Genomic DNA, 12,782 nt, shown 5'->3' with positions numbered 1-12,782 from the left:
AATCATTTGCTTATTTGATCAAGGTATTCTCCAACTACTTCTTTGACTTTATTTGCTATAAAATCAGGTTCTAAAACCTTTACATAAGGTATGTAATAATACACCAAAGGTAAAATTTCCATTTCATGAGTTATCTCAAGCTCTATTTCTATGGAGCCATCTTTGTCTTTACCGGTGATGATTTGTGAATTTAGAGGCTTTCTTTCAAAGTATTTTCGTATCGGTTCTTCTACTAAAAGCCTTACTGTAAAAGGCTTATCAAGGCTAAACCATATAGAATTTACTCTTTGAAGTTTTACTTCTAAACTCTCATCGGTTTGAAAATGCTCTTGGGTTAGGGTGATGTTTTGGATATTTTTTAAATAAAATTTTTTGAAAATATCACGTTTTTTCATATCAAAAGCAAGCAAATACCAAAACCCACTAAAAAAGGCTAGTTTTAGAGGTTTTACTTGGAAAAGTTTATTTTCATATTTAAAGACAATTTGTGTTTTGGTGTTGATGGCTTGTTCGAGGATTTGAAAATTGCTTAAATCTTTTTCTTCTAGCTTTTCTGCATCTAAACTAGTATGGATGGGGTTAGAGATATTTTGAGAAAGCTTAGAAAGTAGGGGGTGAGCCTTAGCATAAAAGCTGTTTCCAGCACTTTTTGCCATGGTATCAAGCACTTCAAGGATTATTTTTTCATCATCTTGCACTTGAATGTCTTTGCTTGTATCAATACGCCATTTTCTTCCATTTTTAATAAGCCCCATAGGCTCAAAAACCCCTTGCATATCTCTTTTTATGGTTTTAGCGCTTACATTGAGTTCTTGGGCTAGTTCTTTTATGGTTATGCCATTTTCAGACTTTACTAATTTTTCATATAAAACTTCAAGGCGTGTTAGTTTGGAATTTGCGATGTATTTTTTAAGATCTTTCATGATTTTTCTCTAAATTTTTTCAAAATATTAGCAACAATTGCTTTATAAACAAATAAAGTCTAGTTTATAAACGCTGCAAAACTTATAGTTTGGAAATGAAAGTTTATTTAGAAAACAATGTTTGAGAGTAAAAGATGATAAATATATAATTATTAGAATACAAAAGGTTGTATTTTACTAGGTTTAACCAAGAGCGATGAAAGTGTCGGTCAAAGCAGACAAGCTTGTAAAAAATTATATGACTTGCTATATCAGCAAAATTTATCAAATATAAAATTAGAAATTACAAACAAATTTTAGAAAGGAGTAAGCTTAGAGTAGGTTACCACATAATCCCCTTAAAAAAGGGGACAAGGTTAATAAGCCTTGACTATAATCATACTTAGTAGTATAATTATAAAGATTATGTGGATTATATAGCTCAAATTTAATCACCTACTTTCTAGGGTTAGATTAAGCCATAGGGGGTCAGACCTACGGCTAACCCTTGAAAGTATTATACAAAAACCTACTTTAAACTACAAACAATATGTCATTTTTATTTAACAATACAAAGCTTTATATTGCTTTAGCCTTAATGCTTATGCTTAATGTATTCTTATATCTTAAGCTAGATAGCACAAACGCAAAATTAGAAAAAAGTCAAAGTGATTTAAATTTAGCTTTGGGTGTAAATAATGAACTCACAAGGATTACTCAGGAATTGAAAACAAGACACGAGCAAGAGCTAAAAGCACTCTTTCATGTAAATACTCAAAAAAATCAAATCAAAACAAGGGTTGATGATGTTAAAAACTATATATCCAAAAGCAATGAAACTAATACTACTAAGCTTTTTAATGCTATGCTTGATAGGCTGTGGGAGCAAAACACAAGATTAACCAAAATACAAATTCAAAAAGTGCAAATACCAAATGAGCTTTTAGAATTTGATAGAGCGCATAAACCTATAGTGCAAGATGAAAAAGATATATTAAAAGCTTATAGTGAGCTTTTTTATCACTATAAGCAATGTGAGATCAATATGGATAAAATTAAGGAGTTGAATCAGTGATTTTATGGAGTGGATTGAAGTTCTGATTTAATTTTTTTAAATTCTTCTAAGATATCGTTTTGCAAACAGCCATCTCCTAAGCCACAGTATTCTTTTAGCCTAACATCAAACAACATTTTAATACAATTTTTATTGACAACTTCATTGCAGATAAAGTAGTCTTTTATTATTATTTTATAAAGATCTAAAGAACCTCTATAAAGATGATTTTTGGCTCTTTCGATATTTTTGTTTTGGATTATAATATTTTTGGTAGTATAAGCAGAACAAATATGTGACATAAAGTTGTGAAATTCTATCAAAACTTGTTTTGGTATGTTAATTAAATTATCTTTACTATAAATTTGAGATATGATTTGATCTATTAAGGTATAGTTATCAAAATCAAAATAATATTTCAATCTTTTTTTTAAATTCACTGCAGCAATTTTTTTCTTTTCTTCCTTAGTTAAGGATTGCCTAAAGACTATAAAATCAGCTATAGATTGTGAAAAATTTTTTATATCTTTCATGCATTCTAAAAATTTTTTATTATTAATTTGTGCTTTAGGCACCTTGGAACTAAAAAGATATCCATATTTTTTTTCGCAGTATATAATATAACTTTCTACATCTGTCCTTAATTGTTCAAAATTAGCAAACTTATCTTTCTCGCTAATTTTTTTAGAACTTAAACTATTTAAGTAAAAAATCATCATTTGTTTGATTAAATTTAAATTTTTCCCATGATGTGTTAAAGAAAGAGCTGTATCTGCTTGGGCAAATAAATCATATGTTGTATAAAAAACCTTTTCTATTTCAGCTAAATTTCTAGTATCTATCATTACAAAATGAAACTTATGAAAAAATTCTTTTTCTAAAATTATCTATATCATTTTGAGTTATTTTTAAGTCTGAAAAAGACATTTCGCAGTCATTGCTGACATTTCCCTTTGAATATATTTCTGAATCATCAATTATATTTGTTTTTTCAGTGCCCATGGAATTTAAAATTTCCAAAACTTGATCATCATATTCAATTTGTGGAGTTATTGTGTATGTATTTGTATTAGCCACTGTCATTTTTCCTTAAGTCAAATAAATTAATCTAATAAATAATTTTAGATTTCAAAGCAAATTAAAATTAATTTAATTAAATTAATTTAATATACATGATAAAGTATAGTAAAAAATTAATTAATTTTTATTTAAAAAATTAATTTTCATATTATTGCAACCTTTTTTATGTAGATATTAAGTAGTAATTTTACTATCAAATAAAAAATTTATTCGACAATAAATGAATTTATAATCTCTTTTAATTTTTTCTTTTGTCTTATAAAAAACTTTTCATCAACTTTTCTAAATTTTGAATTTGGAATATTTAAAAGAGCTTTTTGGGCTTTTGCATTTTCATTAAAATAGACTTTCATAATCCATTTTTTTTGATTTTTTATATAAAAAGTCGCATAGGAATTATGAATGATTTTTGAAATTTTTACATCACTGCCTAAAGTTGCGATCATCTCATTATATAATTTATCAACATTATCTTTTATATCTGATTTAAGCTTTTGTTTGTTTAATTCTTCCTCTTCTTTTTTTAAAAAGTCTTGATAAAATAAATCAATTATTCTGTTAAAACCCAATCTTTTTCTAAAATTTTTATAATTAGGTGTAGAAGATAAGGTTTGCTCTAATTTTGTTAATACATATAAAGTAGCCCTAGCATCTTCGAGTGTTCCGTGTGCTCCATGAAAATTTAAAGGATTTAGTGCATTAGGGTTTTTAAAATGCCATGCTGCAAAGGTAAGTTTTTTACAACTATAACCACAGTCGACATTTGGAAGTATAGAACTTTCCTCATGATAGTAACTTGTAAAAAGTTTCATTACATCAATACAAAACATAGGTTTTTCAAAATCTATTACGCGTTTTATAAATTTTAAATCAAAATCTAAGTTATAGCCTATTATTACATCAGCATCATTAAAAATTTTCTCTAGTTGAATTTTATAGTTATCTATAGAGGCTTTATTTTGGACAAAAGCAGGTTTTATACCATGAATTTTTTGAGCCTCTATCCAGGTAGATTTATATTTGGGTTTGAAATATTTATCAAAGATTAGATATCCCGTTTCATCTATGATTGAAAGTTGAAGTATTTCATCTTCCCATTTTCTTAAACCTGTTGTCTCGGTGTCTATTACTATAACATTAAGTTTTAAGTCATCTTTTGTAAAATACTCTTTTGGGTTTGTTTGAAGGTAGCACGGAATTAATTCAGAATAATTATAAGGATACATTTCATCGTTTTTATTTGGTTTATATTCTATCTTGTTTCTTGATCTTGGTAAAATTCTTTCTTGGAAATTTTGATTGATATTACTACTATCGTTAAAGGATTTTTTATAAGCATTTGTTTTTTGATTAAAAGGTGTTTGAGTAAAATTAAGTGTGGTATTATAAAGATTATCTTTTGAAGCGCGATTGTCTTCTTGATTTTTTGTTTTTTGTGGTTTGTGTTTAAAAGTATTAACAAATACTGTTAATAACCAAAGACAAAATAAAATGAATGAGGATATTAAAAAAGCTTTGACAAAATCATCAAAACAATAATAAAATAAAATTAAAAGCCAAATTGCTATAGCGCCCCAAACAAGCATTTATATTCTTTCTATTTGATTTAAGAATATTTTAGTGTTACACGAGCAAATTACAACACCTAAAAATACATAGTCTTTTAATGCAGATTTTTTAATTTTTTTGTCTTCAAAACCTATATTATCACTACTTATGATAATTTCATCATCAAGGACATTTTTTCTTATGCGTTTGCAAAATAATTCACCATCGTATCTAAAAATAGCCACATCAGCATTTTTGATCTTATCGAGAGAATTTTTACTAGTATCAACTATAACAAAACTTCCATTTTGTATAAAAGGTTCCATGCTATCGCCAAATATTTTTATCATATCATATTGTGTTTTGTAAGGAATACCTAATATTTCTACTAAAAAATTTTTATCAAGATATATAGTTTGAAAGTTTTCATCGCTGTTATCGTTTCCAAAACCTGCACTAGCATAAACATTAGGAAAATATCTGATTTTAACTGTATTTTCTATATTGCTTGTTTTAATTATATGTTTTTTGTTGTTTTTTAAATCGTAATATTTCTTAAGTGCTTGAGCAGAAAGTTGTTTATTGTTACGCCAATTGTTTGCGTTATTTTTTTTATATCCTAATTTTTCAGCTACTTCTTCTAAACTTTTTACATTGAAAAAAGTTTTTAACTCTTCTACTAATTCATAATAATCTTTCATGGATATAAACCTTAAAAAATATATTGACATATATTAAAAATTAATATATAATTTTATTAACAACTTAAAAAATAAATTATTAATTTAAGAAAGCATAAAGTATGCCAAGTTTTAGATTAAATTTATATTATGATATTGTAATGGCTTAAAAATGGAGTATTGGTTTATATTTGTGTTTTTCTTTTTTGGGTATTATATTTTGTTTAATTAAGGCTTAAATAGCCTTAATCTTTCTTATCATCTCTGGTTTGTGTTGGAGTAGGTGATCTATTTCAACGCTTTCTTTATCATCTGCCAAGCATACTCACCCCCTTTCTATAAAATTTGGAAATAATGTAATTAAAAATATTATAAAAAAAGACAAGCAAAGAACAATGCTATAAAAAGATAAACGCAATTGTTTTGTAGTTTTTAAGATTTCGTCTTTATTTGCTTTTATAGCTTTATAGGTTGCGTTTATCATTCTTTCTAAGCCTTTTATGTGTTCGTATTTATCTTTTGGAAACTCTTCAAATACCTTTTTTAATTCAGCTGGGTGATAGATGATAGCTCCTTTTAAAATCGCTTTTAGTGAAAAAAAGATACAAGCTAAACCATATATAAAAGTTAGGACAAAAAAAGATATTCGCAAGATTTCCAAGTTTGAAACAGTAGGATAAATTTTAATCATCTTGCCTGATATAGTTAAAAGCCCTGATATTATAAGAGTAGCAAACCAAAAATAAAGTTTTATCATTTGTGTTTGTCCTGGTATAATTTGTGAAATTTGACTATCTAAATCTTTTCTTTTATTTTCTAATTCTAGCTTTAAATTCTTTTCATAATTTTCATATGAAATATTTTCTTTTTCTGACATTTTCAATCCTTGTATAGTATTTTTTATAATTATGGTAAAAATTTTAACGTATTTATAATTAATATAAAAATTAAAAATATATATTGACATATATTAAAAATTAATATATAATTTCACAAAATAATTAATTTTAAAACATAAAAATAATTATTTTTCAGCAAAAAGAATACCAATTTTTTGCTTAAGTATAAAAAAGGATACATAATGCAAGATTGGATTATAGCTGGCGTGATTATAGCTATCTTATCGGTTATGTTTGTAATCATAAAGATAAAGGAAACAAAATGATAAGAGCATATGCAAACACCATATCAAATATACTCAGCAATGAAAAATCTATAAAAAAAGACACACTTTTTAAAAGAATGAACATAAAAGAAAGTGAATTTAATGAAGCTTTGAATTTTTTACTTGATCATAATTTTGTAAAACTAGAAGCTATTAGTGATGGTTTATTTGAAACCATCATAGTTCATTATGAGGGTAATTGAATGTGTATTAATGACAAAATTAAAGAAAAGTTAGGGTTAAAAACTTTTGATGAAGTAGAAAGAAAACTCAATTTGAAAAATCAAACTTTAAAGGTTTGGCTTAGCAATAAAAGCAAAACAAATTCTAAAGTAGAAAAAGCACTTTTAAGACTTGGTTTTTTGAATGAGGATTTGAGATTATCTAAGAGATTGAAAGATTTAAAACTAAAGCATAAAAAATTTACAGCTTTGGTAGAAGAAAAAACAAAAACCATACAAGAGATTTCTGAACTTTTAAAAGAAATTGATGAGGTAGCTTGAAAACCTCATTAAGCACATTTTCTAAGTGTGCTTAAAAGGTTTTTAAAAGCTTGAAACTAGGTTTTAAGTGAATTTCCTTATAGCTAGCTTGGTGATCAAGCTAGCGTGTTCTTTATTTATCACACTCCACGGCGACGGGTGGGAAAGTGGGCTTTTTTAAAAAGCTTTGTTAAATTGTCAAAATACCAAAAGTTTAAATAACTTTGAATGCAGGCTCTATGTTTTGACATAAGTAGTGTTTAAATGGGAGTTAAACTCCCTTATAAGCCATATTAGCTTTCTTTATTTTGAGTAACCACCTTTATGGTGGTTTTTAACTTCCATTTATGCACTATAAAAAGGAAGAAAATGTCTTTTAAAGAAAAAATTAACACAGCCATAGAACACACAAGGGCTTTGGCTTTAATTAACAAAGAATGCTTAGATTTAATTGACTACATGGAAGAGTGCGATGAGGATGAATTAAGATCTAACTTAGATGACTTAAAAAAACTCTTGATAAAAGCAAAAGAATTATTGAAAGGATAGTAATGAATTTTAAGCCCATACAAAAAGAAAATGATGCATTTAAAAAAGCAAGAGAAATAGAAAGTTTAATAAGTGAGCTTAGCTCAAAAGGATTTAAACTTACAAAGGCAAATTCAAAATCTTTAGTTATGAAAAAAGGTTTTGATAAGGTAGTAAAATAACAAAAAAAGAAAGGAATAAAATGCAAAACATAGGCTATGATAGTATCAAATTTGTAATCCCAAAATTTGCATTTTATAAATTTCTTAAAAAACATGATTTACACACAAAACTTAGAAAAACAAACCGCAATAAAGCTATAGAAAAATACACAAAAGAGAAGTTTAAAAATATCAAAACAAAAGATAAGTTTTATGAGTTTAAGGTTAGGTATATAAACATCAAACCTAGAAATAAAAGTTTATCAAATACCATAATAGTGATAGAAAATTCAAAAGACACCCATGAAGTTGCTAGAAAAAATAAAAAGAAAAAAGACTTTTATGTAGAAGTACAGTTTAATGGTCTTTTTCAGCCTAGCAAAAGTGTGGTAGCTGATGTGTATAAGGTGTTAAGTAAAATGGTTAAGAGGTTTAAGGCTTATAGTTTTGATATAGCTTGTGATTTTTGTGATGAAAGTGCTTCTATGAGAAAATATGAAGAACATTTGCATGAGTTGTCTTTAAATAAAAAAATCAAAGGCGAAATGGTTTTTTATAAAAAATATCTTTATGTAAATGGGGTGCATAATAAGTTTTTTGATCTTGATAGAATTTTGATTTATGATAAGTATGAAAAGCAGACTAGTTATCACAAAGAAAAAATCAAAGAAGAATTTAAAGACTGGAAAAGATTAGAATTAACTTTCAAACTAAACTATAAATTTTTAAAATACATACAGCATAAACACATTCATGATGCTTTAGATTTTATATATGATTTTATAGCTTTACTAGGTAAAACATATAGCTTTACAAAAGAATTATTACTTATTAAACAAACAAAATATTTAATCAATCCAAGATGGACAAAAGATATAAAACCATATGCATTAAAGGATGTTGCATGAGTATCATAACACATATAATTGAGGCTAATGAAATAGCTCGTGCATGTTTAAAAAATGACTTAAAATATAGTTTGAAAGAAGCAAGGATTATCAATAGTGCAAATGAAAGAATGTTGTGTTTTTATTTTGATAATCCTTTTGCTATAGATTTGTTTGAAAGAAACAAAGAAAGTATCAAAAATGACTTAAGATGTGAATACAAGAAAAAAATCAAACTTTATAAACGCATTGATTTTGTATTTTACGATATTTGCTCAAAAAACACTAATGAGCTTAAATCAAGAACAACAGAAGAAAAACAAATACTTCAAAGGGGTATAGATATGCTGGAAAATATTATAAAAAGGAGTAAAAATGGAAAACATAGATAATCAAAATAATCTAAAAGAGCTATCTATGAAAATTGTATCTTTACATAAAGCTATAGAGCACGCAGAGTATGAAAGAAGTGCTTTAAATTCAGCCATTAAAGAATATAAAGAAGATTTAAAAACAACCATAAGAGAGCTTGAGAAAATGAAAGAACCTAATCTTTTTAATCAAGAAAATAAAGAGGGATAAAATGTATACATTAGAAAATATAGATTTAAAAGAAAAATTAAAAGTATTAGATACGCTTTCAACCCATTATAAAGCAGCTTTTTAAATAATACAATCCATTTTGTAATATATATTTCAGATTTTTTGGTTTATAATAAATATTAAGTAGTGTTTAAAATTTTAAACACTACAAATAAAATCAAGGAGACTACATGACATTAAATCAATATGAATATGATAAACTATTTTCTTTAAAAAGTGATGTTCCTAAATTTTCAGAAAAAATTAAAATACTATTAAAGAATAAAGGAGAGGAAACTTTATTAAATGAAGTATTAAAAGCTGATGAATGTGGTGGAAAATATAATTTTACTATAAATTGTGATACTCATAATGGTTTTTTAGACATAAAAATAACCAATGGTTATTGGATGATTGGATATAAAGGTCCTCAATAAAGGAGTAATATGGCAGAAGAAAACATCGTTAAAGAAGTTTGCAAGGAGTTAAATATCACACAAAAGGAACTAAGCGAGATTTTGGGGGTGCCACAAACAACTATATCGGGTTGGGCTACTACGAAAATTCCAAAAATGGCAGAACTTGCTTTAAATCTTTTGATTGAAAACAAAGCTTTAAAAGAAAAACTAGAGATTTTTAAAAAGGCTTATAAAATAGCAAGTGAGTTATAAGGTATCCACAAAATGAATATACCTTATAAATACTAATTTTAGAAATTATTTTAATTATTTTACTAAAATTAGTTTTATTTACTTGACTTTATCCTAAAAATAGTATATAATTCTTACATAATTACTAAAATTAGTAATTTATGTTCTTTGAATTAGGGTTGTTTAAGATTTTTGTGTTAGAATTAATTATGAGAGAATTATTAAGAAATATAGGTTTAGGGCTTTTTGTAAATGGCTCTTATGCTATAATGAACTTAAGCACAGATATAGCACCTTATATTATAACTGCACTTAGTGTTTATACAATGTATATCACACGAAAGGATAAATAATGGGACAATACATCATCTTAGCCTTTGCGGTAGTAGTTGCAATTTATGCGACTTATTATGTAAATAAAAAAGACAAAACAAAAGAAAGCAAACACTAAAATCACAAACAACCCTTTCAAAGCATAATAATGAAAGGGTTGATATGCTATCACAAATACAAAATAATACTTCGATACAAGTTGCTTCATTTTACAAAGTTACAAAAAATGCAATTTTAAGTCATTTTTCAAGAAACGCCGATGAACTCATAGAAAATATTCATTATTTCTACGATTATGAGCAAACAAAAGGTGGAAGACAAAGAGTAATCAAATGGACTTTAGAAGGTGTTTATATGCTTGGATTTTTTATCAAAAGTCCTAAGGCTAAAGAATACCGCAAAAAAGTAGCTAAGCTTTTAAGAGAGCAAACACAAGCTAGATTTAAAACTTTAAGCGATGAAAATCAAAGACTAAATTCTTTAAATCATCATCAAAAGATAGGCTATAAATCTCAACTAGTACAGCAAAAAACTAATTTCAAAAATCAAATTAAAGCTTTAAAGTATGATCTAAATCAAACAAAAGATGAATTAGATATTTGTAAAGGTGCATTAGAGGTTTTAAAAAGAAGAAAGGATTTTAGCAATGAAGAAAATTTAAGGCTTTTACAAAAAGAGTTAGCTAAGTATGGTTTGGTAATTTTTAATGAGCTAGATTTCGCTTTATGGAGCGAAAATCTTACTAAAAACATCATAGGTGAAACAAAACGAAGACTTGATGATTTAATAAATTATAATTATCAGATTTTAAAAGATAAATTCAATAAAAGATTAAATATAAAGGAGACAAAATGCTGCAAATGATGAAAGATTTTTTAGATCAAAGAAATTTGATAGAAAAACACTTAGAAGAAATAAAACAACAATTATCAAAAATGCTTAAAGAATTTCTTTCTATAAGAAATGATCTTTCATTTTCTAATGGATGTAACTCTTTAGAAGAAGAAATTAGACATTATTGGAAGATAGAGGCTTGGCTTGATGTAGAGCTTAAAAGAATATGTATAAAGCTTATAGATACAAGAGTTTCTTATAATAGTTTTGATTTTGAGAATGTCAAAGTATTATTAGCACATACTTTAAGTTATGAAGAGCAAAAAGCCATTATAAAATCACTCAATTTAGAAACAAACATTAAAAAGGATTAATATGAAATTATTAAGTACAAAAGAAGTTGCACAGTATTTGGGTTTTAGCGTTGATAGGATAAGAAAAATGAGAATGAGAAAAAATCAAGCTATTTATAACTTTCCAAAGGGTGTTAGAGTGGGAAAAGTTTTAATGTATGAAAAGAAAGAAATCGATGATTGGATAAAATATTGCAAGGTTAGCTAAGCTTTCCTGCAAGTTTTTCTATATAATCTCCCCACCACTGCATTAATCTTCTTTTTAATTCTATATTTTTACTTCTATTGTAAGCTTTCAATATTGCATTTTTTTGCTCATGAGCTAAGCATTGCTCTGCTATATCCATACTTACTCCATGTTCCAATTGCTTTTCGTTTGCAATGCTTCTAAACATAGCACGAAATCCATGCGCGCTTTGAATTCCTTTATATCCTAAGCGTTTATTGGTATTGCATGTGATATTTTCACTATTACATCCTTTTTTAGAAGAACCAGCAAAAACATAATCATTGACTTTAATCGCATATTGATTTTTTAATATACTTATGGCTTGTTTGCTTAATGCTATATTATGCTCTTTACGCATTTTCATTTTTTGAGCTGATATAGTCCAAATTTCATTTTTAAAGTCTATCTCATCCCAAGTAGCTTTTATAACATTGCCAGGTCTTTGGGCTGTTAAAAGCACAAAAAGCATTAAATTTTTATGACTTTGTTTGATATCTGAATGTATTAGAGTATTTATATATTCTTTAATATCAGATTCATCTAATAGGGTAGGTTGGTGTATAACCTGATTTGGTTTTTTAAATACAATATTGTTTTTGATAGAAGCTACGGGATTGTTTTCTATGATCTCAAGTTGCAAAGCATATTCAAATACTTTATTTATCCATATCTTTGCTTTTTGAAGCGTAGCGCTTTTATGCTCTATGGTCTTTAAAATATTAACAATATCTACTCTTTTTATATCATTAATATTTTTATATTCTAAAGATTTAAAAATACCTTCTTTGTAGCTTAGTCCTCTTTGGATTGTTTTCGCTGCTAAATTACTCTTTCTTGCATTTTCTAATACTTCATCATATAATACGCCAAATTTCAATCTTTTTGCATTGCTTATGTTTTGACCCTTGGCTTTTAGTTTGTGTGAATTTATAGCTATTTCTCTAAGTTCTGCTAGGGAAAGCAAGGGATATTCCCCAAGTGTTATATAAGTATCATTAGCTTGTCTTGTTTTAAATAGTTTTCTACCACTAGGATAAACAAAAACATACAATCCTTTTATACTAGGATCGCTAAATTTTATAAATTTTTTACCATTATCGCATTTTACGCTTTTCAAGAAACTATCTGTAAGTTTATTAATTTTTGCCATTTTTATTCTTTGTATTATTGTAAAAAGTAACCCATTTAGTAGCCCACTTTTTTAAAAGTAACCCACTTTTTTTGCAATATTTTAACACAAAAAATAACAAAATAGAATAAAAAAGAATGTTTATATAATCCCTTAAATATAGGATTTTAAAGATAATTTATTGA

Annotated in this window: 20 protein-coding genes and 2 pseudogenes; 15 read left to right on the top strand and 7 right to left on the bottom strand. The window is 26.5% G+C overall.

The window, feature by feature from the left end:
* Positions 1-2 precede the first annotated feature (2 nt).
* Complete coding sequence (locus tag CD56_RS04575; RefSeq protein ID WP_047208328.1) at positions 3-923, bottom strand: helix-turn-helix transcriptional regulator; 921 nt, start codon at positions 921-923, stop codon at positions 3-5.
* Positions 924-1,079: 156 nt separating this feature from the next.
* Here CD56_RS04575 and CD56_RS08630 point away from each other — a divergent pair.
* Both CD56_RS08630 and CD56_RS08410 read left to right on the top strand, forming a co-directional pair.
* A pseudogene (locus tag CD56_RS08630) lies at positions 1,080-1,223 on the top strand (DUF5675 family protein); the annotation flags it as partial.
* 229 nt (positions 1,224-1,452) lie between these two features.
* Positions 1,453-1,841: pseudogene (locus CD56_RS08410) on the top strand (hypothetical protein).
* A 138-nt stretch (positions 1,842-1,979) separates the two neighbouring features.
* Here the strand turns inward: CD56_RS08410 and CD56_RS08095 are convergent.
* The 5 genes from CD56_RS08095 to CD56_RS04545 form a co-directional block, all read right to left on the bottom strand.
* The gene (locus tag CD56_RS08095) at positions 1,980-2,801 is read right to left on the bottom strand and encodes a hypothetical protein (protein ID WP_052768374.1); all 822 of its coding nucleotides are present in this window, start codon (positions 2,799-2,801) and stop codon (positions 1,980-1,982) included.
* A gap of 13 nt (positions 2,802-2,814) precedes the next feature.
* A complete protein-coding gene (locus CD56_RS04560; RefSeq protein WP_047208327.1) occupies positions 2,815-3,039 on the bottom strand; it encodes a hypothetical protein in 225 nt (74 codons plus the stop codon).
* A gap of 203 nt (positions 3,040-3,242) precedes the next feature.
* A complete protein-coding gene (locus CD56_RS08090) occupies positions 3,243-4,622 on the bottom strand; it encodes a 3'-5' exonuclease (protein ID WP_052768373.1) in 1,380 nt (459 codons plus the stop codon).
* Positions 4,623-5,285, bottom strand: a complete 663-nt coding sequence (locus CD56_RS04550; protein ID WP_047208326.1) for a S24 family peptidase — start codon at positions 5,283-5,285, stop codon at positions 4,623-4,625.
* A gap of 304 nt (positions 5,286-5,589) precedes the next feature.
* The gene (locus CD56_RS04545) at positions 5,590-6,141 is read right to left on the bottom strand and encodes a hypothetical protein (RefSeq protein WP_047208325.1); all 552 of its coding nucleotides are present in this window, start codon (positions 6,139-6,141) and stop codon (positions 5,590-5,592) included.
* 284 nt (positions 6,142-6,425) lie between these two features.
* On the opposite strand from CD56_RS04545, the gene CD56_RS04540 reads away from it, so the two are divergent.
* The 13 genes from CD56_RS04540 to CD56_RS04490 all read left to right on the top strand — a co-directional run bounded on the left by CD56_RS04540 (position 6,426) and on the right by CD56_RS04490 (position 11,447).
* Complete coding sequence (locus CD56_RS04540; RefSeq protein ID WP_041570280.1) at positions 6,426-6,632, top strand: hypothetical protein; 207 nt, start codon at positions 6,426-6,428, stop codon at positions 6,630-6,632.
* Positions 6,633-6,932 carry a hypothetical protein gene (locus CD56_RS04535; RefSeq protein WP_047208324.1) on the top strand — a complete coding sequence of 100 codons (300 nt, stop codon included), beginning with the start codon at positions 6,633-6,635 and terminating at the stop codon, positions 6,930-6,932. It abuts the gene before it with no gap.
* A 348-nt stretch (positions 6,933-7,280) separates the two neighbouring features.
* Positions 7,281-7,460, top strand: a complete 180-nt coding sequence (locus CD56_RS04530) for a hypothetical protein (protein WP_047208323.1) — start codon at positions 7,281-7,283, stop codon at positions 7,458-7,460.
* Between the two features lie 2 nt (positions 7,461-7,462).
* Positions 7,463-7,621, top strand: a complete 159-nt coding sequence (locus CD56_RS08325; RefSeq protein ID WP_158339233.1) for a hypothetical protein — start codon at positions 7,463-7,465, stop codon at positions 7,619-7,621.
* Positions 7,622-7,641: 20 nt separating this feature from the next.
* Positions 7,642-8,508, top strand: a complete 867-nt coding sequence (locus CD56_RS04525) for a hypothetical protein (RefSeq protein WP_080956335.1) — start codon at positions 7,642-7,644, stop codon at positions 8,506-8,508.
* A complete protein-coding gene (locus tag CD56_RS04520; protein WP_047208322.1) occupies positions 8,505-8,879 on the top strand; it encodes a hypothetical protein in 375 nt (124 codons plus the stop codon). The genes CD56_RS04525 and CD56_RS04520 overlap by 4 nt, the downstream gene beginning before the upstream one ends.
* Positions 8,863-9,069, top strand: a complete 207-nt coding sequence (locus CD56_RS04515) for a hypothetical protein (protein WP_047208321.1) — start codon at positions 8,863-8,865, stop codon at positions 9,067-9,069. Before CD56_RS04520 ends, CD56_RS04515 begins: the two co-directional genes overlap by 17 nt.
* Before the next feature lie 191 nt (positions 9,070-9,260).
* Positions 9,261-9,506: a hypothetical protein gene (locus tag CD56_RS04510; RefSeq protein ID WP_047208320.1), complete on the top strand. Its 246-nt coding sequence runs from the start codon at positions 9,261-9,263 to the stop codon at positions 9,504-9,506.
* A 9-nt stretch (positions 9,507-9,515) separates the two neighbouring features.
* On the top strand, positions 9,516-9,740 hold the full coding sequence (locus CD56_RS04505; RefSeq protein ID WP_047208319.1) for a helix-turn-helix domain-containing protein: 225 nt from the start codon (positions 9,516-9,518) through the stop codon (positions 9,738-9,740).
* A 188-nt stretch (positions 9,741-9,928) separates the two neighbouring features.
* A complete protein-coding gene (locus CD56_RS08320; RefSeq protein ID WP_158339230.1) occupies positions 9,929-10,072 on the top strand; it encodes a hypothetical protein in 144 nt (47 codons plus the stop codon).
* Positions 10,073-10,214: 142 nt separating this feature from the next.
* Positions 10,215-10,916 (top strand): BRO-N domain-containing protein, encoded by a 702-nt coding sequence (locus tag CD56_RS04500; protein ID WP_047208318.1) that lies wholly within the window; start codon positions 10,215-10,217, stop codon positions 10,914-10,916.
* On the top strand, positions 10,904-11,260 hold the full coding sequence (locus tag CD56_RS04495) for a hypothetical protein (protein WP_012661535.1): 357 nt from the start codon (positions 10,904-10,906) through the stop codon (positions 11,258-11,260). The genes CD56_RS04500 and CD56_RS04495 overlap by 13 nt, the downstream gene beginning before the upstream one ends.
* 1 nt (position 11,261) lies before the next feature.
* Complete coding sequence (locus CD56_RS04490; protein WP_012661534.1) at positions 11,262-11,447, top strand: helix-turn-helix transcriptional regulator; 186 nt, start codon at positions 11,262-11,264, stop codon at positions 11,445-11,447.
* Here CD56_RS04490 and CD56_RS04485 read toward each other — a convergent pair.
* On the bottom strand, positions 11,440-12,618 hold the full coding sequence (locus tag CD56_RS04485; RefSeq protein WP_047208317.1) for a tyrosine-type recombinase/integrase: 1,179 nt from the start codon (positions 12,616-12,618) through the stop codon (positions 11,440-11,442). The genes CD56_RS04490 and CD56_RS04485 overlap by 8 nt on opposite strands.
* Between the last annotated feature and the right edge of the window lie 164 nt (positions 12,619-12,782).

It is taken from the genome of Campylobacter lari, assembly GCF_001017575.1.
Lineage (GTDB): Bacteria > Campylobacterota > Campylobacteria > Campylobacterales > Campylobacteraceae > Campylobacter_D > Campylobacter_D lari_C.
Note: the sequence above shows the minus strand (reverse complement) of the source record. Positions and strands in the feature narration are given on the sequence as shown.